The organism is Sphingomonas sp. R86520 (assembly GCF_042466285.1).
GTDB lineage: Bacteria > Pseudomonadota > Alphaproteobacteria > Sphingomonadales > Sphingomonadaceae > Sphingomonas.
In genome coordinates this window covers 124,891-145,676 of record NZ_JAXHBZ010000004.1, presented here as the reverse complement: position 1 = coordinate 145,676, position 20,786 = coordinate 124,891, and the positions used below count along the sequence as shown (strand labels likewise).

Here is a 20,786-nt window from a genome sequence, read left to right as displayed (position 1 = left end):
GCACGTCGCGGCACTATTTAGAACAGGTCATTGACCCTCCGGTCCGGCCTGTAATGCCTCAAGGATGGGGCAGCCCAGGCCGTCTTCGCCGTGCTCACACTGCGCAGAGATCGCGACCAACGTCTTCTCCAATCGCGCCAAATCGCGCAGCTTGGCGCGCACGTCGGCTAGATGACGCTGCGTGAGCGCATTGGCTTCGCCGCAGGCCTCGGAACCAGATCCGCCTAGACTCAGGAGCCCTCGCAGCTCGTCAATCGAGAAGCCGAGTTGACGACCGCGTAGGATAAACGCGAGTTGCGCCTCGTCGTCGGCCGAATAGAGCCTGTGCCCAGACGCTGTTCGATCCGGCGCGTCGAGCAGCCCGATTTTCTCGTAGTGACGCACGGTCTCGATGTTGCATCCGAACCGCCGGGCAACGTCGCCACGCTTCCTGGACCGTCCCGCAATCACCATTAAAATACCTCTTGAACCTGTAGTCACTACAGACCCTATAGTCTTTTCATACAAGGATCGGAACCTGGAATGGATCGACCATCAACATCCGGCAGCCTGAGTGATCGCCGTGCCGGCTGGCTCGCCGCAGGCGGCATCGCAGGCGCGCTGCTTGCGTCGTCCTGCTGCTTGCTGCCTCTTAGTCTCGTCCTGATCGGCGTCAGCGGTGCGTGGATCGGCAATCTTGCTGTGCTCGAGCCCTACACCCCGCTGTTCGCGGTCGTGACGTTGGGGCTGATCACAGTAGGTCTCTGGCACGCCTATCACGGGCAGCCAAACAGATGCGCTGAAGGGGCCTGCGCAAGCATCCGTCGCCGGACGCTCACCCGGACAGTGCTCTGGCTCGGTGCCGTGCTGGTCATTCTCGCGCTTACCACTCGGTGGTGGGCACCCGTTTTCTACTAGGAATCCCGATGAACCGACATCTCGTGCTCACACTCGCTGCGTTCTGCCTGCCCTCAGCGGCCATCGCCGCCCCTGAACGAAGCGTCACGTTTGCGGTCAGCAATCTCACATGCCCGACCTGCCCGATCGCGGTGAAGGCGGCGATGGGACGCGTGCCCGGCGTCACCCACGTTACTGTGGATTTCTCGACCAAGATCGCGACAGTGAATTACGACCCGGCGCGCGCGACGCCTGCAGGGATCGCGGCGGCCTCGACCAAGGTCGGTTATCCCGCACGGATTGCGACACGATGAGCCGGGGGGCTGACGCGACGGCGATCGAACCAAGATCGACGATTACCTGTCCGAAGTGCGGACACGTGGAAACCGAGACGATGCCGACGAATGCGTGCCAATTTTTCTACGACTGCAAGGGTTGTGCCGCAGTGCTCCGGCCGAACGCTGGTGATTGCTGCGTCTACTGTTCGTTTGCCGACATCCCATGCCCGCCCATTCAGGAGGCTCGGCTGACCGGGGGCGTGGCGAGTTGCTGCGGCTAGAGTCGCGAAATGAAATCTTCAAGCGCCGGGAATGATCTGCGCGTGGAGTGGCACTCCTCGAGAGCAGATAAACCAAGGGCCGCCTTTTTTGGGCGGCCCCAGTCTGTTAGTACCCTCTCGGGAAACGGACACGCCCGATAAGCCGCCGCAGGTTCACTCTATATATATAAGGGCAGCGGAGAAGAAAACCGCAATACCTGCCTTACGGCGTTCCCGTGGGACTGATCGCAAGGGCGTTTGTGCTTATCTTGGGTTTCACGAACTTGGCGGCTTGCTTTGAGCGCAGGCGTCAACCCGCCGCCCTGAAGGTACCATCGACGAAGCTGCCTCGCTCGACCTTACCGTTGAGCCTGCGGATCATCACTTCGGGATTGTCGCTGTCGAGCGAATAGAGGGGCACGTCCTTCTTGGCGTAAAGCCGAACGCCGGCTTTGGCCAAACGTCCCGTTACCCGCTCGAGCGCTTGCGTGCTGGCCTTCACGTTGTGCTGGACCACCGCCTCGGAAGGCGCGGGTGCAGTCACCGTCACGCTTCCGAAGCGGGTCTTGCGCCTTCTCACCTTGGGGTTGCCAAGCTGAATTATCGCGTGGGTCGCCATATCCTACCCTCCTGCGGCAAGGTTAAATCGTTATCTCAAGATAACGCCTGTGGCCTCTCTCCGCTACAGCCGGTCGCGCGATCGCCGTCGATATCAAAGCGCGTTCTACAATCGCAGCCGAATGGCGCCCAGCAAACGTTGCAGGTGTGCCACGTGGCACACTCTCTCTCAGATCATGCCTGCATGGCGCCACGGACCGCGTTGATCACTGCGACGTAATTGGCCGATCAGCAGCGCATCTTCGGGTCGCGATGTCCAAGTCGTTCCGGCGACGTTGAGTTGCAGGAGCGCGGTCATCCCCCGAAGAAAGCTAGATAACTCCCTGACCGGCTTTCAAATCCTATTTGAACCCTCATGCATCCAGGCCTATATCGGACGCAACATGGCCCTCCCCTCTGTTGCCGCTGGCATCAAGGGGCGGCCTTCTCCGTATCTGGGCCGGATGCTTGCGCCCTATACCACGCCCTCTCCTTAGTTTCGCCGATCAGATCGCGCTTCTCAAACCGCGCGGCTTGGTCGTGCCGATATGAATGGCAGTCGAGGCATGGAATTTCGAGACCTTGTCCTGGTTGCTCGAGATGGCGCATCCCAACGATCGTGCCGCCACCGGCAAGCGCTACGGCCTTCTTCCCAACACGCTGGTGAGCTGGATCAAGACGCTCGCGTTCGTGCGCAACATCAGCGCGCATCATGCCCGTCTGTGGAACGCAGGCATCATTAGCCGTTGGAGCGCAAGCCGTTCGAGGCACCGCAGCTCGTGCATATTGATGGCGATCTGGAGCGGCGCACGCGTGTAAATGGTGTCGTGGCCGTGGCCAGCTGCTTCGTCAGGCGGATCAATCCCGGGACATTCTGGCCGTCCCGCATGAAGGCGCACTGGCAAGCGTTCCCTACGATGCCGTTCGCAAGTCTCTTCCAAAGCGGTTTCTTGGCCGGCTGGGACGCAGAAGCGATCTGGCCTGATTTAAGGGGCTTGCGGCACGACTCCGCCGGAGCCGGCTTTATCGGCACGTTTCTGCCAACCGAGCCACCGCACCGGCGTCTCAGCCCTGACGGATGACGATCCTCCCGTGAGGTGTGCCACGTGGCACACCTATCGCCCCGCGCGCATGCGCGGCACTGAGCCCGTCATGCGCCGCACCCCGCCCCGGAGGCCCGCCAGCGCAGGGACCACCAAGCGGCTGCTCGCCGAGCGTCGTCAGCTTTGACGTCGACTAGCGCTGAAATCTGTCAGGCTATCCTTGGGGGGCGGTCGCAACGCTCGACAGATCCGTCGCCGTGTCGATCGGCACGCCGGCTTCCTTCCGTTCCGAGTAGCGATCGACGAGCTGGACCGCATGAGGGCGCAGCAGCACCGTGAACCGCACCAGTTCCTCCATCACGTCGACGATCCGGTCATAGTAGCTGGACGGTTTCATGCGCCCGGCATCGTCGAACTCGTTGAACGTCTTGGCGACGCTCGACTGGTTCGGGATCGTGACCATCCTCATCCAGCGGCCCAGCACGCGCAGCGTGTTGACGCTGTTGAACGACTGCGACCCCGCCGACACCTGCATGACTGCCAGCGTGCGCCCCTGGGTCGGTCGCATCCTGCCCATCGACAGCGGCAGATGATCGATCTGCAGCTTCATGATACCCGTAATCTGGCCGTGCCGTTCGGGGCTGCACCACACCTGTCCTTCCGACCATAGCGACAACTCTCGCAGCTCGTGGACAGCCGGATGATCGTCGCCGGCGTGTTGGTCAGGGAGCGGCAGGGTGGAAGGATCGAAGATGCGCGTTTCACACCCGAAGAAGCGGAGCAGGCGCGCCGCTTCTTCGACGCACAGCCGGGAAAAGGACCGTTCGCGTAAGCTACCTTAGAGCAACAGGATACGCGGCGCGGGATCGAGCGATCCGAGCCCCAGGGCCGGCCGCTGGATGGCATAGGCAGGATCAAGCGCCGGCAAGGTGTCGGGATCGTGGAGCGTGCGGAGCGGCATCAGAGAGCTTTCACGAGATAGGCGGCCGATGCGGGGCACAGCGCGGTAAACTCGCGCGGTGCGGCGACGGCTTGGGGAGCGGCACCGCGATCGGCGTCGGCATAGCCTAGCGCTCGGAAGAACGGTGCAACCGTTGTCGTCAGCAGATGCAGGCGCTCCACACGGAGGTTGCGGGCCTGTTGTTCGAGGGAGGCGACCAACGCCTGCCCCAGGCCATGCCCGCGGCGATCGGCGAGGATGACAATCGAGCGGAGCAGGCGGTCGGCCCCCTCCCCCTCGAGGCCGCCATAACCGACGAGGCTATCCGCCTCGAACCGGAAGAACACGCGGCCAGGATCGGCAAGATCGGCGCTCGGCAGGTTCGCGGCGTCGAGACACCATGCCAACCCGGCGAGCTCGCCCGGATCGAGCAACGAGGCTGCCATTCTCGTCACGCGACGCTGATCCTGATCGCGAGCGCCGCCAGCGTAATGAGCAGCACCGGCACCGTCAGCGTGACACCGACCCGGAAGTAATAGCCCCATCCGATCCGCACGCCCTTTTGGCCAAGAACATGAAGCCACAGAAGAGTCGCAAGCGAGCCGATCGGCGTCAGCTTGGGACCGAGATCGCAGCCGATGACGTTGGCATAGATCATCGCTTCCTTCACCGCCCCCGTGGCATGGGCCGCGTCGATCGACAGCGCGCCCACCAGCACGGTCGGCATGTTGTTCATCACCGACGACAGGACGGCCGCGATCACGCCTGTGCCGAATGCGGCGCCCCACACGCCGCCTTGAGCGGTGCGATCGAGCAGCACCGCCAGATGGTCGGTCAGACCCGCGTTTCGCAGTCCGTAGACGACCAGGTACATGCCGAGAGAAAAGATCACGACCTGCCACGGCGCGCCGCGCAGCACCTTGCCGGTCTGGATCACTTGGCCCCGCGCCGCGATTACCAGCAGGAGGATCGCGCCGGCAGCGGCGACGGCGCTGACCGGCACGCCAAACGGTTCGAGCAGGAAGAAGCCGGCGAGCAACAGCGCCAACACGATCCATCCGGCGCGGAAGGTCGCGACGTCACGGATCGCTTCGCGGGGCGCGCGCAGCGCGCCTGCGTCATAGTTGTCTGGGAGGTCGCGCCGGAAGAAAAGCAGCAGCGCGCCCAGCGTTGCGGCGATCGACACCAGATCGACCGGCACCATCACGGACGCATATGTGCCGAAGCCGATCTTGAAGAAGTCGGCCGACACGATGTTGACGAGGTTCGACACGACCAGTGGCAGGCTGGCCGTGTCGGCGATGAACCCGGCCGCCATGACGAACGCCAGCGTCGCCTTGTCCTTGAAGCCCAGCGCCCTCAGCATGGCGATGACGATCGGCGTCAGGATCAGCGCCGCGCCATCGTTGGCGAACAGCGCGGACACCGCCGCGCCGAGCAGCACGATCAGAACGAACAGCCGGCGACCATGCCCCCTCCCCCAGCGCGCGACATGCAGCGCCGCCCATTCGAAGAAACCGGCTTCATCGAGCAGCAGGCTTATGACGATAATTGCAACGAACGCAGCCGTCGCGTTCCAGACGATGCCCCACACTACCGGCACGTCGGACAGCGTGACTACGCCCGCAAGCAGCGCCACGATGGCACCACCCATCGCGCTCCACCCGATGCCGAGGCCCTTGGGTTGCCAAATGACGAGCGCGATCGTGGCGACGAAGATCAGGACGGCAAGGAGCATCAGGCGACGCGCTGTCCCGCGGCTTCGACCACCTGTTGTCCGTCTTCCTTCGCGAATGCGCCGAGCTGATCGTCCGGCAGCAGATCGAGCACGGCTTCGGACGGCCGGCAGAGCTTTACGCCGAGCGGCGAAACGACCAGCGGCCGGTTGATAAGGACCGGATGCGCCATCATTGCGTCGACCAGCGCATCATCGGACAGCGACGTGTCGCCCAAGCCCAACTCCGCATAGGGCGTGCCCTTCTCGCGCAGCAGCTCGCGGGGCGTGATCCCGGCGCGCTCGATCAGCTCGACCAGCAACGCGCGCGAGGGCGGGGTTTTCAGATACTCCACGACATGCGGCTCGATGCCGGCATTGCGGATCAGGCCAAGGGTGTTGCGCGACGTGCCGCATTCGGGGTTGTGATAGACGACGATATCGACGGCCAAGGGGCGTCCTTTCAGCAGCAAGGGGTAAGCTCGGCGATCAGCGGAGCGCACAGTTCCGCATTGCCGGCGCAGCAATCCTTGACGAGGAACAGCGTGAGCGCGCGCAGGCCGTCGAGATCGGCCCGGTAGATGATCGAGCGGCTATGCCGTTCGGATCGTACCAGTCCGCCACGGGCCAGAATGCCGAGGTGTGCGGACATGGTATTTTGCGGCACGTCGAGCTGGCGGGCAATTTCGCCCGCCGCCAAGCCATCCGGCTCGTGGCGCACCAACAGGCGAAACACGTCTAGACGTGTACCTTGTGCGAGCGCACCGAGTGCGGAGATTGCCGATTCGTTTTCCATATATCCAGCATAGCGGATATCAACGGCAGTGAAAGTGTTTGCCGTGACATTCGGCACGAGCCGCTACCGGCGATGCAGGGGAATCATCGAAGCTGCAGAAGGACGAGATCGCTGGTGGTGGTGACGTTCGGCTTCGTTTTGAGCCGTGTCACCAATATTTCGAGATTGCTCTAAACTGTTCCACCGCGGCCTTGGTCCCTTCGCCCTCTTCCGCGTGGACAAGGCAATGATCGATATGGTCGTTGATCAGCGCGCGCTTGGCGCTGGCGATCGCATTTTCGACCGCCTGAAGCTGCTGCGCGATGTCGACGCACGGGCGCTCCTCCTCGATCATGCTGACGATGCTCCGAAGGTGGCCGTTCGCACGGTTCAGGCGCTTGATGATCGCAGGATGATTGGAATGATCGCTGTGGGCCATGTCACCCCATGTAGGACATTCCTTGAACGATTGTCGAGCATCCCCCCAGGGGGATATACTGTATCCCCCTGGGGGATATAGGAGGCCGACCTCGGCACCCAGGCACAGCTATCGTTTGGGTGTTTTGAAACATCGGGAAGCATGATGACCTCGTTTGCAGACCTTATTCAGCAGGGCAGTACGAACCTATGGCTGTTCATTCCGAGCGCGTTACTGCTGGGCGCGTTGCATGGTTTGGAGCCCGGTCATTCCAAGACGATGATGGCCGCGTTCATTATCGCGGTGCGCGGCACGGTTGGCCAAGCCGTGTTGCTCGGTCTTTGCGCGGCCTTGTCGCATACTGCGATCGTTTGGGGGATTGCGCTCGGCGGACAGTATCTTGGCCGCGGCATCAACACCGAGACGACCGAGCCTTACCTATTGCTTGGTTCCGCGGTTATGGTGCTCGGCATCGGCCTCTGGATGGTCTGGCGCACGCGTGCGGACCAGAAGGCGGAGGCCGCGCACGATCACCATCATCATCACGGCGAGGATGAGGTCCGCTCAATCGATACCGGCCACGGCATGATGCGTCTCGAAATCTTCGAGGACGGCGTACCGCCTCGCTGGCGCGCGCACTTCGGCAAGGGCGGTTGGAAGGCGGATGACGTGACCGTCACCACGACCCGCGACGAGGGACGGTCGCAGACCTTCCGCTTCGTCGATCGTGGCGATTTCCTTGAGAGCGTCGAAGAAATACCGGAGCCGCACGCGTTCGCGGCACGGGTGTCGCTCGGGCATGGCGGTCATAGCCACGACTACGATCTCACATTCGCCGAACACGAACACGAACATGACCACGCAGCGCCGAGCGATGGCCTCAAGGTTTTAGGCGACAACGCCTACATGGACGCGCACGAGCGCGCCCATGCCTCCGACATCAGTCGCCGTTTCGCCGACCGGAAGGTGACGACCGGCCAGATCGCGCTGTTTGGCCTCACGGGCGGGCTTATCCCCTGCCCCGCAGCCGTCACCGTTCTCCTGCTCTGCCTCCAACTCAAGCGCCTCTCGCTTGGTGTCGTTTTGGTCAGCGCGTTCAGCGTCGGCTTGGCGGTGACGATGGTCAGCGCCGGTGTGATCGCCGCGCTCAGCGTCAACCAGATCCAAAAGCGCTGGTCCGGCTTCGGCGATTTCGCGCGCAAGGCACCGTACGCATCGGCCGGCCTTATGCTCGTAATCGCCGGCTATATGGCCTATTCCGGTCTAAGTGGTCTCAGCCGTATTGGTGCGATCTAATAAGCTCAACCGAGTGCCGCAGGCGTGACGACCAGTGGCCGATTGCGAGGACCGGGTGCGCCATTAGCGATCGTCGGAAACGACGTGTTGCCTGGGCCCCGCCCCGCATAGGGCGTTGTCTTTTCGCGGAGCAGTAGCGGTCGGTGCTTGCCTAGACGGTCGGCGCCAAGGCTTCGATGATCCGGCAATCAGCAACGGTGTTGCGGCTACAGGAATCGATCAGCGTATCCAGTTCGCCTGCCAGAGCCGTCAGGTCGGCGATCTTGCGCGTAATGGCGTCGCGGTGTTGGTTGGCAATAACGTCGACGGCCATGCAGGATTGGTCGCGCCGATCGGCAAGCCCCATCAATTCCCGCACTTGGTCAATCGAGAATCCTAGATCCCGCGCGCGTCGAATGAATGACAGGCGACGAAGATGCGCGGTGTCATACGTCCGGTAGTTCGCTGCCGATCGCGCGGGAGCCGGGAGCAGACCGATCTGCTCATAATAGCGGATCGTCTCGACCTTGGTGCCGGTTGCGCCGGCCAGCTTCCCAATCGTCAGTTTTTCGGACATGGCGCTTGACCCTCTAGCGACTAGAGGGTGCATATAGGCTGCCAGATCAATTCTATCGAGGTGGCGAACATGGCCTGTACGAGTTGCGCGTCCGACAAGACGGGCACCTTCAACGACCCAAAATGGCGGCGTGCGCTTTGGATTGCGCTTGCGATCAACGGCACCATGTTCGGAGTTGAAATCGTCGCCGGCATCACAGGCGGCTCGAAGGCGCTTCAGGCCGACGCCCTCGATTTCTTCGGCGATACGGCGAACTACGCGATCAGTCTGGGCGTCGCAGGTATGGCCCTCGCCTGGCGCGCCCGCGCGGCGGTCCTGAAAGGTGCGACTCTTGCGCTACTTGGTCTCTATGTTCTGATCGCGGCAGGATGGGCGGCGGTTCACGGAACTGTGCCGCATGCCGAGATGATGGGCATCGTCGGCATCGTGGCTTTGATCGCGAACCTCGTGGTGGCAGTGATGCTCTACCGCTTCCGCAGCGGTGATGCGAACATGCGATCAGTCTGGATTTGCTCGCGCAACGACGCGATCGGCAACATCGCCGTCGTCCTGGCCGCATGCGGCGTGTTCGGCCTGAACAGTGCGTGGCCCGACCTTGTTGTCGCAGCGCTGATGGCGACGCTGGGACTGGCTGGCGGCTTCCAGATCATGCGACAGGCCCGTTCCGAGTTGCGGTCTTACCCGCGATCCGCGCCCGCCGATTTCCAAGGATCATTACATGGCAATCGGTAAGCTGCTACGAGCCGGGCCGATGCAGCGCCTGTCCGCTTTCTTCCTCTGTCTGATGCTCGCGCTGTCGCTCGGGTTTGGATCGGTCGCGCACGCGGCCGAGGGGCCGGCCGTGGAAGTATCTGCCTCTACGTCGATCGGCCATGCCAATGGCGATGGCGACCAGGTGCCGGCGGACAGCCAGAAGGGCTATCCCCATCATCATGGCGGATGCCATGGCCATGATATCGGCGTTCCGATGGCATCTGATGCAGTCGCATCCGCTACGGATCTGCGCGTAATGCCCTCAGTTTGGAACAATGGTCCGATGACGATGGCGCCGTCGGACCCGGCGCTGCGACCTCCCCAAGCCTGACCGACGTATAAGCTCCGCCCGGCAAACCCGCGCGGATTCCAGTGTTTGTCAGGAGATCCTTACCCATGCAGCGTTTAATCGCGGCCCTATTGGCCGTGGCGTCGTGCGCGTCGATCGCGCAGGCGCAATCCTCCGAACCGATATCGACCGGTCCAACTCTTACGCTCGAACAGGCGCTGGCGCTCGCCGGGGCGACCGCGCCGGCGCTAGACGCGGCGACGGCCGGGGTCCGGGCGGCAGAGGCGGGTCGCACCGTTGCGGGCTATCGCCCCAACCCCTCGATCGTCGCGGAAACCGAAAACGTCGCGGGCAGCGGCCAATATCGCGGGGTGCGCAGCGCTGAGACAACGGCAGGCCTGGCGTTCCCTATCGAGCTTGGGGGCAAGCGGTCCGCACGGATCGCAGTCGCCGACGCGCTCGGTAGCCGCGCCCGGATCGGCTCTGCCTTGGCCGAAGCCGATCTACGGCTTGCCGTCACGCAACTCTACATCGAAGCGACGGCCGCCGACCGTCGCCTCGTCACGGCGCGTGAGCAGGCCGGCATCGCCCGGGAAGCGCTGCGCGCAGCCGGCGTCCGCGTGCAGGCGGGGCGGGCGTCGCCCCTCGAACAGCAGCGAGCCGACGTGCTGCGCATCAATGCCGAAACCGCCGTCGAGCGCGCGCAGCGTCTCGCAGACGTCACACGCGAGAACCTGACGCGCCGCATCGGCCAACCCGTCACCGGCGCCCTCGATATGGCGTGGTTTGATCGCGTCGAGGGCTATGGTCCGGCGCAGCCGATTGCGACCGCTGGTACGCTTGCTCTTGCCGCCGCGCGCGCGGACGCGACCACAGCCGAAGCACAGGTGCGGCTCGCACGCTCCCAGCGCGTCCCCGACGTGACGCTTAGCGCCAGCGCGCGTCGTCTCGAGGCGACCAACGACGTCGCGGCAGTATTCGGGGTGTCGATCCCCTTCCCCGTCTTCAACAACGGGAAGGCGGCCGTTGCCCAGGCCCGCGCCCAGAGCGATCAGGCGCAGGCGTTTCGACGTGTAGCCGAGCTGGATACAGCACAGGATATCGCACGCGCCCAAGTCGAGGTGGCGAATGCGGCCACGTCCGCCCGCAATGCGAGCGGACCGGCGCTCGCGTCGGCAACCGAGGCCGCGCGGATCGCCCGGATCGGCTACCGCGAAGGCAAGTTCGGCCAGCTCGACCTTCTCGATGCCGAGCGGACCTTGTCCGAAACGCGAACCGCCGCGATCGACGCGCTCGCCACCTATCATGACGCGAAGGCACGCCTCCAACGGCTCGTAGCCGCCGCGCCCTCGTTCGAGGACACCAATCAATGACGAAGATCATCATCCGGGCGCTTGCACCCGTGACCCTTGCTCTCATCCTTGCGGGCTGCGGTAGTGGCGCCAGCAACGGCGAAGCCGGCGAGAAAGCCGGAGCTGAAAAGACGGAGAAAACCGAAGCCGGCGAAACCAAGGAAGCGGCCAAGGATGTCGTCACCTTATCCGCGCCGCAGATCGCGGATGCCGGGATCGAAGTAACGCGCCCGACCGTGGGCGGCGAAGCCGGCGCGATCGAGCTGTCCGCGACGATCGAAGGCGATCCACAGGGCGTACAGGTCGTGTCGGCCTCGGTCGGAGGGCGCCTCGTCTCGCTCACCCGCAATCTCGGCCAATCCGTCAGCCGCGGCGATCCGCTCGCGATTATCGAGAGCCGGGAAGCAGCATCGCTCAAGGCCGAAGTCGAGGCAGCGCGCGCACGTGCCGCCCTCGCCGGGTCCAACCTGCGCCGCGAACAGCGCCTGTTCGCCGAGCGCGTCTCGCCCGAACAGGATCTTGTCGCCGCGCGGACCGCTGCGACGGAAGCCGGTATCGCACTGCGCCTGGCGCAACAGCAGTTGTCTGCGACCGGGAGCGGGGGCGGTGCGCTTAACCGCATTGCGGTGCGCTCTCCGATCGGCGGTCAGGTCATCGCACGGTCCGCCACGCTCGGGCAGACGGTCGCGGCCGACGCCGAACTGTTCCGCGTCGCCAATCTTTCGAAAGTCACCGTCACAACGTCGCTGGTGCCGAATGATGCAGGCCGGGTGAAGCCCGGCGCGCGCGTCGAGGTCACGGCCCCCGGTCGGCGTCAGGAGGGTCGGGTGACGTTTGTCTCGCCCGTGCTGGACGAGACGACCCGGCTGGTGCCTGTGATCGCGACGCTCGATAACGCCGGCAGCACCTGGCGGGTCGGCGAGACGGTCAACGTGTCGATCCTCGTGCCTTCAGGCGGCGACCGCACCGTCGCCGTGCCTTCGGCCGCGGTGCAAATGATCGAGGACAAGTCGTTCGTTTTCGTCCGGACCCCGACAGGATTCCGCGCGATGCCCGTGACATTGGGCCGGACCAACGGTGGTCAGGTCGTAGTGACATCGGGCCTCACCGGCTCCGAGCGGATCGCCTCCACCAACAGCTTCACGCTCAAGGCCGAACTCGGCAAAAGTGCAGCCAAGGACGAGGACTGAGCCATGATCGGTAGAATCGTCACCCTGTCCGTCGAAAAGCGCTGGCTGGTTCTGCTTTTCACCGTCGCCGCGGCATTGGTCGGGATCGGCGCGCTGCGCCAGCTTCCGATCGACGCCGTGCCAGACATCACCAACAATCAGGTGCAGATCAATATCGTTGCCCCTGCTCTTTCCCCGGATCAGATCGAAAAGCAGGTCGCGTTCACCGTCGAGACGTCGCTCGCAGGCATCCCCGGACTCGACTATACCCGGTCGCTCAGCCGCAACGGCTTCGCCCAGGTCACGGCGGTCTTCTCAGAAAAGACCGATATCTTCTTTGCACGGGCGCAGGTCGCCGAGCGCCTGCGCTCCGCCCAGGAAAACCTTCCGCAGGGGGTGAATCCCGAGATGGGGCCTATCGCGACCGGTCTCGGCGATATCTTCATGTGGACGGTCGAATATCGCGAGCTGGATCAGACTCGTCACCGTAACGGCGAACCCGGCCTGCAACGCGACGGCAGCTACATCACCCCGGAAGGCGATCACCTCGTCAGCGATGCTGACAAGGCGACTTACCTGCGTACCGTACAGGACTGGATCGTCACGCCGCAGCTCAAGAGCACGGCGGGCCTGGCTGGCGTCGACTCCCTTGGCGGCTACACCAAGGAATATCTCGTCGTTCCCGACGTCCAGCGGATGGCGGCGATGCGCCTCACGCTGCAGGATCTGTCGACCGCGCTCGAGCGCAACAACACCAGCGCCGGCGCTGGTGTCGTCAACCGCAACGGTGAAGGGCTTGCCGTCCGCTCGGACGGACGTGTGCGCAACGCCGACGAACTCGCCCGCACCGTCATTGCCACGCGCGAGGGCGTGCCGATCCTGCTCAACCAGATCGCGACCGTGCGCACTGGGCAGGGGCTCCGCATGGGGTCCGCGTCCGAGAACGGCCATGAAGTCGTGGTCGGGACGGCGGTAATGCGGATCGGGGAGAACAGCCGTACCGTATCGACGGGCGTGGCCGAGCGGCTGACCCAGATCGGCCGATCCTTGCCGGTCGATGTGGTGGTGAAGCCGGTGATGAACCGGACCGAACTGGTAAACTCCACCATTGCTACGGTTGCCCGCAACCTCGCCGAAGGCGCGGTTCTGGTCATCGTCGTCCTGTTCGCGCTGCTCGGCAATTTCCGGGCGGCACTGATCGCTGCATTCGTTATCCCGATCACGATGCTGCTCACCAGCATCGGCATGCTGAAAGCCGGAGTTTCCGCCAATCTGATGAGCCTCGGTGCGCTCGACTTCGGCCTGATCGTCGACGGCGCCGTTATCATCGTGGAGAATGCGCTCCGCCGTCTCGCCGAGGCGCAGCACGGCCGCGACGGCGAGCTGACGATGGAACAGCGGCTCGGTTTAGTCGCCGCGTCCGCCCGCGAGATGATCCGCCCGTCCGTCTACGGGCAGGCGATCATCATCCTCGTCTATGCGCCGCTCCTCACCTTCTCCGGCGTCGAAGGCAAGATGTTTGAGCCGATGGCGTTGACCGTCATCATCGCGCTCGTCTTCGCCTTCATCCTGTCGCTGACCTTCGTGCCCGCAGCCATCGCCATCTGGCTCAGCAAGCGGGTCGAGGAGAAGGAAAGCCACATCGTCGCATTCCTGCGGCGACGCTACGAACCGGGACTCGGCGCGGCCATGCGCCGGCCGAGCCTCACCATCGGTGTCGCGGTCGGCGCGCTCGCGCTTGCCGGTGTCGCCTTCACCACCCTGGGCCAGGAGTTCCTGCCCCAGCTCGATGAAGGCAATATCCTCGTACAGGCGGTCCGCATCCCGGGCACGTCGGTCGACCAGAGCCAGGCCATGCAATTCCAGGTTGAAAAGGCACTCGCCAAGGCGCCGCAAGTCCGGTTCGCTTTTTCGCGCACCGGCACGTCCGAGATCGCGTCCGATCCGATGCCGGCGAACGCGACCGACACGTTCGTCATCCTGAAACCGAAGACGGAATGGCCTGACCCTGGTCTGTCCAAGGAGGCGCTGGTCGAGCAGTTGGAAAAGCGTCTCTCCACCCTGCCGGGCAACGCTTATGAGATCACCCAGCCCATCCAGATGCGCTTCAACGAACTGATCGCCGGCGTACGCGGCGATATCGCGATCAAGGTGTTCGGCGACGACTTCGGCGAGATGAACGCGACCGCAAATCGCATTGCCGGCATCCTGCGCGGGACACGCGGCGCCGCAGACGTCCGGGTCGAGCAAACCGAAGGTCTGCCGATGCTCGACATCCGTCCCAACCGCACCGCTATGTCGCGGGTCGGGGTGACCGCCGGCGACGTACAGGACACGGTTGCCGCTGCGATCGGGGGACGTCAGGCTGGCGTCATCTTCGAAGGAGATCGCCGCTTCCCCGTCGTAATCCGCATGGCGGAAAGCGCACGATCCGATCTGACCGCGGTCGCCCAGGTGCCCGTGCCGACCGCAGCCGGCGGTTTCGCGCCGCTGTCGACGGTCGCGGATATTGCCGTCGTTGACGGTCCCAACCAGATCAGCCGGGAGAACGGAAAGCGGCGTGTCGTGGTGCAGGCGAACGTCCGCGACCGCGATGTGGCGGGTGTCGTCGCGGACGCACGCGCTGCGATCGACGCCAAGGTGAAGCTGCCCCCGGGCACCTATCTCGAATGGGGTGGCCAGTTCGAGAATCTGGCATCCGCGCGCGACAGGCTGGCGATCGTCGTCCCGATCTGCTTCGCCGTCATCATGCTGCTGCTCTACGGGGCGTTAGGCTCGGTACGGGACGCGCTGATCGTATTCACCGGCGTGCCCTTGGCGCTGGTGGGTGGTGTGCTGGCGCTGGTGCTGCGAGGAATGCCGTTCTCCATTTCCGCAGCCGTGGGCTTCATCGCGCTCTCGGGTATCGCAGTCCTCAACGGGTTGGTGATGGTGTCCTCCATCCACGACCTGATGCGCGACGGCGTGGAACGGGCCGTGGCGGCGCACCAAGGGGCGCTAGCCAGGCTCAGGCCGGTTGCCATGACCGCGCTGGTCGCGTCGCTCGGGTTCGTCCCGATGGCGCTGGGACACGGTGCCGGTGCCGAGGTGCAGAAGCCCCTCGCGACCGTCGTCATCGGCGGTCTGATCTCCGCGACCCTTCTGACGCTGTTCGTGTTGCCGACGCTCTACGCCCGCTTCGGCGCGCGCACGCTGCCGGCATCGTCGGACGGCCATCTCGAACTGCCTCCGCTGCCTGCTCCGGCACACTGAAAGACAGATCATGCACGATCATGCGGGCGGAAACGCCCATGACCATAGCGAACCGGGTAATCACGATCACGGCCACGCTCACGGGGAGCATGGGCACAGCCATGCCCCCAAGAGCTTCGGCAAGGCGTTCGCGATCGGCACAGCCCTAATCTCGGCTTCGTCATCATCGAGGCCGGTTACGGCATCGCATCCCGGCGACGCCTACACGGCCGGCGTCGCGGCAGATCTGAAGGAAAAGTTCGGGATCGACCACGCGACGATCCAGATCGAGACCGACCCGGGTACGCCGTGCGCGCTCGAATCCGACAAGACCGTTTGAGGCTCCCGACATGCAGGCAATAGTTTTCACCCTGATCCCGGTCGCGGCCGTACTGCTCGGTTCGCTGGTTGCCGTTACCAGACGACCGAGCGAAGCCGTCGTAAGCGCGATGCAGCATCTGGCGGCAGGCGTGGTGTTCGCCGCAGCGGCAGTCGAGATCCTTCCGCAGGTGATGCACGAAGGCTCGCCCATCGCGACCTTCATCGGGGGGGCGATCGGCATCATCGTCATGCTTTCATTGAAAGCCATCGAGGGTCGGGCCAAGGGGCCTATAGCGATGCTCGGCGCAGTCGGCGTCGACATCCTGATCGATGGACTGGTGCTAGGGCTGGCGTTCGTCGCCGGCGGCAAGGCGGGCATATTGCTCACCATCGCCTTGACGCTCGAGGTGCTGTTCCTCGGATTGACCGTGACGACCGAACTCGGTGAAACGATCCGGTCAAAGGCCCGCATCGTCGTCATCACAGTGGGGATCGCGCTGCTGCTCCCGATTGGTGCGGCGCTGGCAACACCCGTTGCACTACTCTCGCCCGTCGTCATCGCTGGGTTTCTGAGTTTCGGGCTGATGGCTTTGCTCTACCTCGTCACCGAGGAGCTGTTGGTCGAGGCGCACGAGAAGCCTGATACCCCACTCATCAGCGCCATGTTCTTTATCGGCTTTTTGGGGCTCCTCCTGATCGAGGAGATATTGAGCTGACCGGTCGGCTTGGCACACGCTGGACCGCCGAGACCGACGCCGAGCTACGCCGGCGCGTGGCGGCCAAGCAGACCATCGGTGAGATCGCGCGCGAGATGGGACGAACGATGGACGCGATCCGCGGCCGGGCAGCGTCGCTGCGGATCACGCTTCGCTCTTCGCAACGACCGTGGCGGGACGGCGTTGCTCGTCGCCCTAGCGACTCGGCGCGACCTCATGCTTCCATGCGGCGAAGAATCGGGCAGTCCGGTCGATCGTCTCCGTGGCAGCGGTTCACCAATTCCAGCAGCGTCGATCGCATATCTTCGAGCGCAGCCGCCTTACGCCCGAGTTCATCAGCGCGCGCTTGCGCTAGCATTTTGACTTCACTGCGGGATCGGCTGCGATCGGACCACAGCCCGAGCAGTGTCCTAATTTCCTCGATCGGAAACCCGAGGTCACGCGCGTTGGCAATGAAGCGAAGGCGGTGAACGTCGGGGTCGGCATAGTCGCGGTAACTCCCACGCCGGGGCGGCGCGGGCACGAGACCGATCTTCTCGTAATGGCGGATCATGCGCTGCGAGACGCCGCTGGCATCCGATGCCGCCCCGATGTTCATAGCTTCACCGTGTTCAACCGCAGCGCGTTGAGGACCACGGTGAGGGACGAGAGCGCCATCGCCGCGCCGGCCAGCATCGGCGAGAGGAGGATGCCCGCCACGGGGTAGAGCACCCCGGCCGCGACCGGCACGCCGATCCCGTTGAACAGGAACGAAAAGAACAGGTTCTGGCGGATGTTCCGCATCGTCGCCTGGGCGAGCTTCCGCGCTCGCACGATCGCCGACAGATCGCCGCGCGTGAGCGTTATGCCGGCACTTTCGATCGCTACGTCTGTTCCCGTGCCCATCGCGAGGCCCACATCGGCAGCCGCCAAAGCGGGCGCATCGTTGATTCCGTCGCCGGCCATCGCGACCTTGGCACCGGACGCTTTCAGTTCGCCGATGATACGCGCCTTGTCCTCCGGGCGCAGACCGGCGCGCACGTCGTCGAGTCCGCCGACGGCGCGGCCGACCGCATCGGCAGTCGTCTGATTGTCACCGGTCAGCATGATGACGCGAAGCCCCTGCTGGCGAAGCGCAGCGATTGCCTCTCTGGCGTTGGCGCGCACCGGATCGGCGACCGCGAGCAAGCCGGCAAGAGCGCCGTCGATCGCCACCAGGATGACGCCTGCACCCTCGCCGCGATGACGATCGGCATCGGCATCGAGCGCCTTGGGATCGGCGCCAATTCGGCTCATTTGCTCGGCGCTCCCGATCACGACCGAACGGCCATCGACCGTGGCGCTGACTCCTCGACCGGTTTGCGAGGCGAAGTCCGTGACCGTGCCGAGCTGCAATTCTCGATCCTTGACGGCAACGACGATCGCGTGTGCGAGCGGGTGTTCCGATTGCCCTTCGACGGCCGCAGCGAGGGCGAGCATGTCGTTCTCTATGACGGCGCCGATCGTCTGGACCGCGATGAGCTTAGGCTTGCCTTCCGTGAGCGTTCCCGTCTTGTCGATGACCAGTGTATCGACTTTCTCTAGCCCCTGTAGCGCTTCGGCGTTCTTCACCAGAACGCCGGCTTGAGCCCCGCGGCCCGTCCCGACCATGATCGACATGGGCGTAGCGAGACCCAGCGCGCAGGGGCAGGCGATGACGAGCACGGCAATGGCATTGAGCATGGCGTGGCCCATGCGCGGCTCAGGACCGACCAGCGACCACACCACGAACGTCGCGATAGAAACCAGCACGACCAACGGCACGAACCAGCCAGACACCTGATCGGCGACTGCCTGGATCGGCGCACGGCTGCGCTGCGCGTCCGCGACCATGCGGACGATCCGCGCCAGCATCGTATCCGACCCGACCGCGCGCGCTTCCATGACCAGGCTGCCCGTGCCGTTGACCGTACCACCCGTGACGGCCGCCTCGACCTCCTTCAGGACAGGGGCGGGCTCGCCAGTGAGCATGGATTCATCGACCGAGGAGCGTCCTTCGATTACCACGCCGTCGACGGGGATGGCATCCCCGGGACGAACGCGTAGCCGGTCACCGGCCGCCACGTCGGCAAGGCTGACTTCTTCCTCGGACCCGTCTGCGCGCAGTCGGCGCGCTGTCTTGGGGGCAAGGTCCATGAGGGCGCGGATCGCGCGTCCTGTTGCCGCTCTGGCACGCAGTTCGAGGACCTGTCCGAGCAGCACCAAGGCTACCACCACTCCGGCCGCCTCGTAATAGACCGGGACCACGCCGCCGTGCATGCGGAAGGTCGGCGGAAAGATGCCGGGCGCGACCGTCGCGACCAGGCTGTATAGGAAGGCTGCACCGACCCCGATAGATATCAGCGTGAACATATTGAGATGGCGGGTGCGAAGCGAGGTCCATCCCCGCTGGAAAAACGGCAAGCCCGCCCACAGTACGATCGGGGCGCTCAGCGCAAGCTGTACCCAAGGCGATGCGGCAGCACTGACGACATGGATGCCGAGCATTTCGGCGACCATCGAGATTGCCAGCAGCGGCACGGCGAGCACGCCCGCCACCCACAGCCGACGCGTGAAGTCGACCAGCTCCGGATTAGGCCCATCATCGAGCGACGGTTCTTCCGGTTCGAGCGCCATGCCGCAAATCGGACATGTCCCCGGTCCCTCCTGGCGGATTTGCGGGTGCATGGGACACGTCCAGATAGCCCCCGGCGTCGCCGTTGGCTCAGGCTTCGGCTTGTCGCCGAGATAGGCGTCAGGGTTGGCGACGAATTTGGTCCGGCAACCAGCGCTGCAAAAATGGTAGGTTTGGCTGGCGTGTTCGGCATGATGCGCCGTTTTCGCCGGATCGACCGTCATCCCGCACACCGGGTCCGTAACCGTCGCTGCGCCTTCAGAGACCTTGCCGCCAGCGCAGCAACCTCCAGCCTGAGGGTGATGTTCTTCGTTTTTCGCCGTCTCGGGAGGCCCCTCAGCCGCTCCACCCGAGCAGCAGGCCGCTGGCGCGGGAGAGACAGTCGCGGCCGCAGGCTCCGTGGTACTCTGCCCGGAGCAGCCGCACCCGCTGGCTTGAGGCGTATGGGACTGAGGGTCGTTCATGGCGTGAGACTCCTTCTACCCGAGGGCATGTAGGGTCTGACATCGTGTCAAGGTCAAGCCCGCCTACCTAGACTCTACGCGGCCGGGGTCGGTTACCCTTGGAAACAAACGGGAGTGGTCCTCCGATTGATCCATCAGAGCAGGAGGCCGGGAGCCACGAGGACCGCCCGGCCGATCCTCACATCGCCGATGCAGGGGGAGCGAGGGTCCCCAGCCAGGCGACGAGTCCGAGGATGACGACGATGCACCCGGTCTCGGTTACGAGGCTCGCGCGCAACGCACTAATAGCCCTGCGATGATCGGCACTGACGATGGATCGCTCGAAAGTCGGCGTCAACCGAAAGCGGTTGAGGGCGGCAAGACCGAGCATAACTGCAAACAACACCAGCTTGGCGAGCAGGAGCCGACCATAGAGCGACTTGCCGAGGTCCGTGAGGCGGTCGACACCGACCAACATCCAGCCGTTGATCAAGCCGGTGACGACGATCGTAGCGACCACGACCGTTCCGACCATCCCGAACCCGTACAGCGCGCGGTGCGTCAGTTCGAGGTGTGCTGCATCGACCCGCGCAGCGGGCCGCGAGACAAGAAGGATCAGGCCGAACAAGGCGCCGACCCAAGTCGCCGAAGCGACCAGGTGCAGAATATCGGCACCGAGGTGAACCCAGCCGATCGCGGCGTCATCCATCGCACCGTGCCCGGTCCATGCCAGCGTGCCGATCGCAACGACGCCGCAAAGCGCGACGATGCACAGCCAGATTACGTGGCGGGCAATCATCATTGCCGCCACACCTGCGACAACAAGCACGACCATGCGGAGCTTCCAGGCCGCCCCGATCGCAGACCCGGTGAGCAGCGCGCCGATCGCTTCGCGATCGATCGGCCACGCTGGCGTTCCCGCCATCGAGGAGGCCATCAGCACGATCCAGGCGGCCGAGAATAAGAGGCCGAGGGCGGCGCTGCCGACCAGCCATGCGCGCAGCGCGAGCGCATCACCGCGCTCGTCAGCTCGCAGCCCATAGATGCCGAATGCAGCGAGGCCGAACAGCGCCGCCAGCGTCAGGTAGAGCGCGAAGCGGATGCCGATCAGCGACCAATCGGTCATC

23 protein-coding genes and 1 pseudogene are annotated in these 20,786 nt (G+C 64.4%); 12 read left to right on the top strand and 12 right to left on the bottom strand.

Going from position 1 to position 20,786, the window contains the following annotated elements; translation table 11 throughout:
• Positions 1–27 precede the first annotated feature (27 nt).
• Positions 28–453, bottom strand: a complete 426-nt coding sequence (locus SJY41_RS22585) for a MerR family DNA-binding protein (RefSeq protein WP_262827254.1) — start codon at positions 451–453, stop codon at positions 28–30.
• Between the two features lie 69 nt (positions 454–522).
• On the opposite strand from SJY41_RS22585, the gene SJY41_RS22580 reads away from it, so the two are divergent.
• Genes SJY41_RS22580 through SJY41_RS22570 form a run of 3 tightly spaced genes read left to right on the top strand, consistent with a single transcriptional unit; the run spans position 523 to position 1,435 of the window.
• The gene (locus SJY41_RS22580) at positions 523–897 is read left to right on the top strand and encodes a mercuric transporter MerT family protein (protein ID WP_262827253.1); all 375 of its coding nucleotides are present in this window, start codon (positions 523–525) and stop codon (positions 895–897) included.
• An 8-nt stretch (positions 898–905) separates the two neighbouring features.
• Positions 906–1,190: a heavy-metal-associated domain-containing protein gene (locus SJY41_RS22575; RefSeq protein WP_133192460.1), complete on the top strand. Its 285-nt coding sequence runs from the start codon at positions 906–908 to the stop codon at positions 1,188–1,190.
• On the top strand, positions 1,187–1,435 hold the full coding sequence (locus tag SJY41_RS22570; RefSeq protein WP_276589107.1) for a GDCCVxC domain-containing (seleno)protein: 249 nt from the start codon (positions 1,187–1,189) through the stop codon (positions 1,433–1,435). The genes SJY41_RS22575 and SJY41_RS22570 overlap by 4 nt, the downstream gene beginning before the upstream one ends.
• Positions 1,436–1,724: 289 nt before the next feature.
• Here SJY41_RS22570 and SJY41_RS22565 read toward each other — a convergent pair whose 3' ends face one another.
• Positions 1,725–2,033, bottom strand: a complete 309-nt coding sequence (locus SJY41_RS22565; protein WP_262827252.1) for a hypothetical protein — start codon at positions 2,031–2,033, stop codon at positions 1,725–1,727.
• A gap of 530 nt (positions 2,034–2,563) precedes the next feature.
• On the opposite strand from SJY41_RS22565, the gene SJY41_RS22560 reads away from it, so the two are divergent.
• The gene (locus SJY41_RS22560; protein WP_262827251.1) at positions 2,564–2,830 is read left to right on the top strand and encodes an Abi family protein; all 267 of its coding nucleotides are present in this window, start codon (positions 2,564–2,566) and stop codon (positions 2,828–2,830) included.
• 438 nt (positions 2,831–3,268) lie between these two features.
• Here the strand turns inward: SJY41_RS22560 and arsH are convergent.
• From arsH to SJY41_RS22530, 6 genes and pseudogenes are all read right to left on the bottom strand, one after another.
• Positions 3,269–4,015 (bottom strand): annotated as a pseudogene (arsH, locus tag SJY41_RS22555) (arsenical resistance protein ArsH).
• The gene (arsN2, locus tag SJY41_RS22550; RefSeq protein WP_267382096.1) at positions 4,015–4,440 is read right to left on the bottom strand and encodes an arsenic resistance N-acetyltransferase ArsN2; all 426 of its coding nucleotides are present in this window, start codon (positions 4,438–4,440) and stop codon (positions 4,015–4,017) included. Before arsN2 ends, arsH begins: the two are co-directional and overlap by 1 nt.
• A 5-nt stretch (positions 4,441–4,445) precedes the next feature.
• Positions 4,446–5,732: an arsenic transporter gene (locus SJY41_RS22545; protein WP_267382085.1), complete on the bottom strand. Its 1,287-nt coding sequence runs from the start codon at positions 5,730–5,732 to the stop codon at positions 4,446–4,448.
• Positions 5,732–6,160, bottom strand: coding sequence for an arsenate reductase (glutaredoxin) (gene arsC / locus SJY41_RS22540; RefSeq protein ID WP_267382084.1), 429 nt, complete (start codon positions 6,158–6,160; stop codon positions 5,732–5,734). The genes SJY41_RS22545 and arsC overlap by 1 nt, the downstream gene beginning before the upstream one ends.
• 11 nt (positions 6,161–6,171) lie before the next feature.
• A complete protein-coding gene (locus SJY41_RS22535) occupies positions 6,172–6,504 on the bottom strand; it encodes a helix-turn-helix transcriptional regulator (RefSeq protein WP_267382095.1) in 333 nt (110 codons plus the stop codon).
• 148 nt (positions 6,505–6,652) lie between these two features.
• Positions 6,653–6,922: a metal-sensing transcriptional repressor gene (locus tag SJY41_RS22530; RefSeq protein WP_380784528.1), complete on the bottom strand. Its 270-nt coding sequence runs from the start codon at positions 6,920–6,922 to the stop codon at positions 6,653–6,655.
• A gap of 144 nt (positions 6,923–7,066) precedes the next feature.
• Here SJY41_RS22530 and SJY41_RS22525 point away from each other — a divergent pair, with 144 nt between their 5' ends.
• A complete protein-coding gene (locus SJY41_RS22525) occupies positions 7,067–8,197 on the top strand; it encodes a nickel/cobalt efflux transporter (protein WP_380784527.1) in 1,131 nt (376 codons plus the stop codon).
• A 151-nt stretch (positions 8,198–8,348) separates the two neighbouring features.
• On the opposite strand, the gene SJY41_RS22520 is transcribed toward SJY41_RS22525, so the two are convergent.
• Entirely contained in the window at positions 8,349–8,753 is a 405-nt protein-coding gene (locus tag SJY41_RS22520; protein ID WP_267382082.1) for a helix-turn-helix domain-containing protein, read from the bottom strand.
• A gap of 69 nt (positions 8,754–8,822) precedes the next feature.
• On the opposite strand from SJY41_RS22520, the gene SJY41_RS22515 reads away from it, so the two are divergent.
• From SJY41_RS22515 to SJY41_RS22485, 7 genes are all read left to right on the top strand, one after another.
• Positions 8,823–9,485: a cation transporter gene (locus SJY41_RS22515; protein ID WP_267382093.1), complete on the top strand. Its 663-nt coding sequence runs from the start codon at positions 8,823–8,825 to the stop codon at positions 9,483–9,485.
• Complete coding sequence (locus tag SJY41_RS22510; RefSeq protein ID WP_380784526.1) at positions 9,472–9,837, top strand: hypothetical protein; 366 nt, start codon at positions 9,472–9,474, stop codon at positions 9,835–9,837. The genes SJY41_RS22515 and SJY41_RS22510 overlap by 14 nt, the downstream gene beginning before the upstream one ends.
• Positions 9,838–9,902: 65 nt before the next feature.
• Positions 9,903–11,168 (top strand): TolC family protein, encoded by a 1,266-nt coding sequence (locus SJY41_RS22505; protein ID WP_380784525.1) that lies wholly within the window; start codon positions 9,903–9,905, stop codon positions 11,166–11,168.
• Positions 11,165–12,337: an efflux RND transporter periplasmic adaptor subunit gene (locus tag SJY41_RS22500; protein ID WP_267382078.1), complete on the top strand. Its 1,173-nt coding sequence runs from the start codon at positions 11,165–11,167 to the stop codon at positions 12,335–12,337. The genes SJY41_RS22505 and SJY41_RS22500 overlap by 4 nt, the downstream gene beginning before the upstream one ends.
• 3 nt (positions 12,338–12,340) lie before the next feature.
• Positions 12,341–15,568: an efflux RND transporter permease subunit gene (locus SJY41_RS22495; RefSeq protein ID WP_267382077.1), complete on the top strand. Its 3,228-nt coding sequence runs from the start codon at positions 12,341–12,343 to the stop codon at positions 15,566–15,568.
• 10 nt (positions 15,569–15,578) lie between these two features.
• Complete coding sequence (locus tag SJY41_RS22490; protein ID WP_267382076.1) at positions 15,579–15,887, top strand: hypothetical protein; 309 nt, start codon at positions 15,579–15,581, stop codon at positions 15,885–15,887.
• Between the two features lie 10 nt (positions 15,888–15,897).
• Positions 15,898–16,584, top strand: coding sequence for a ZIP family metal transporter (locus SJY41_RS22485; RefSeq protein ID WP_267382075.1), 687 nt, complete (start codon positions 15,898–15,900; stop codon positions 16,582–16,584).
• A gap of 214 nt (positions 16,585–16,798) precedes the next feature.
• Here the strand turns inward: SJY41_RS22485 and SJY41_RS22480 are convergent, their stop codons facing one another.
• The 3 genes from SJY41_RS22480 to copD form a co-directional block, all read right to left on the bottom strand.
• Complete coding sequence (locus tag SJY41_RS22480; RefSeq protein WP_267382074.1) at positions 16,799–17,182, bottom strand: MerR family DNA-binding protein; 384 nt, start codon at positions 17,180–17,182, stop codon at positions 16,799–16,801.
• Entirely contained in the window at positions 17,179–19,449 is a 2,271-nt protein-coding gene (locus SJY41_RS22475; protein WP_380784524.1) for a heavy metal translocating P-type ATPase, read from the bottom strand. Before SJY41_RS22475 ends, SJY41_RS22480 begins: the two co-directional genes overlap by 4 nt.
• A 409-nt stretch (positions 19,450–19,858) precedes the next feature.
• On the bottom strand, positions 19,859–20,785 hold the full coding sequence (copD, locus tag SJY41_RS22470; protein ID WP_267382072.1) for a copper homeostasis membrane protein CopD: 927 nt from the start codon (positions 20,783–20,785) through the stop codon (positions 19,859–19,861).
• Between the last annotated feature and the right edge of the window lies 1 nt (position 20,786).

Bases quoted from the DNA above. Each gene is read 5' to 3' on its own strand.
- SJY41_RS22575 (WP_133192460.1), top strand. From the start codon at position 906: ATGAACCGACATCTCGTGCTCACACTCGCTGCGTTCTGCCTGCCCTCA.
- SJY41_RS22495 (WP_267382077.1), top strand. From the start codon at position 12,341: ATGATCGGTAGAATCGTCACCCTGTCCGTCGAAAAGCGCTGGCTGGTT.
- SJY41_RS22545 (WP_267382085.1), bottom strand. From the start codon at position 5,732: ATGCTCCTTGCCGTCCTGATCTTCGTCGCCACGATCGCGCTCGTCATT.
- SJY41_RS22585 (WP_262827254.1), bottom strand. From the start codon at position 453: ATGGTGATTGCGGGACGGTCCAGGAAGCGTGGCGACGTTGCCCGGCGG.
- SJY41_RS22490 (WP_267382076.1), top strand. From the start codon at position 15,579: ATGCACGATCATGCGGGCGGAAACGCCCATGACCATAGCGAACCGGGT.
- SJY41_RS22515 (WP_267382093.1), top strand. From the start codon at position 8,823: ATGGCCTGTACGAGTTGCGCGTCCGACAAGACGGGCACCTTCAACGAC.
- SJY41_RS22530 (WP_380784528.1), bottom strand. From the start codon at position 6,922: ATGGCCCACAGCGATCATTCCAATCATCCTGCGATCATCAAGCGCCTG.
- arsN2 (WP_267382096.1), bottom strand. From the start codon at position 4,440: ATGGCAGCCTCGTTGCTCGATCCGGGCGAGCTCGCCGGGTTGGCATGG.
- SJY41_RS22520 (WP_267382082.1), bottom strand. From the start codon at position 8,753: ATGTCCGAAAAACTGACGATTGGGAAGCTGGCCGGCGCAACCGGCACC.
- SJY41_RS22485 (WP_267382075.1), top strand. From the start codon at position 15,898: ATGCAGGCAATAGTTTTCACCCTGATCCCGGTCGCGGCCGTACTGCTC.
- SJY41_RS22580 (WP_262827253.1), top strand. From the start codon at position 523: ATGGATCGACCATCAACATCCGGCAGCCTGAGTGATCGCCGTGCCGGC.
- SJY41_RS22525 (WP_380784527.1), top strand. From the start codon at position 7,067: ATGACCTCGTTTGCAGACCTTATTCAGCAGGGCAGTACGAACCTATGG.
- SJY41_RS22560 (WP_262827251.1), top strand. From the start codon at position 2,564: ATGGCAGTCGAGGCATGGAATTTCGAGACCTTGTCCTGGTTGCTCGAG.
- SJY41_RS22480 (WP_267382074.1), bottom strand. From the start codon at position 17,182: ATGAACATCGGGGCGGCATCGGATGCCAGCGGCGTCTCGCAGCGCATG.
- SJY41_RS22510 (WP_380784526.1), top strand. From the start codon at position 9,472: ATGGCAATCGGTAAGCTGCTACGAGCCGGGCCGATGCAGCGCCTGTCC.
- SJY41_RS22535 (WP_267382095.1), bottom strand. From the start codon at position 6,504: ATGGAAAACGAATCGGCAATCTCCGCACTCGGTGCGCTCGCACAAGGT.
- SJY41_RS22570 (WP_276589107.1), top strand. From the start codon at position 1,187: ATGAGCCGGGGGGCTGACGCGACGGCGATCGAACCAAGATCGACGATT.
- SJY41_RS22505 (WP_380784525.1), top strand. From the start codon at position 9,903: ATGCAGCGTTTAATCGCGGCCCTATTGGCCGTGGCGTCGTGCGCGTCG.
- SJY41_RS22565 (WP_262827252.1), bottom strand. From the start codon at position 2,033: ATGGCGACCCACGCGATAATTCAGCTTGGCAACCCCAAGGTGAGAAGG.
- copD (WP_267382072.1), bottom strand. From the start codon at position 20,785: ATGACCGATTGGTCGCTGATCGGCATCCGCTTCGCGCTCTACCTGACG.
- SJY41_RS22500 (WP_267382078.1), top strand. From the start codon at position 11,165: ATGACGAAGATCATCATCCGGGCGCTTGCACCCGTGACCCTTGCTCTC.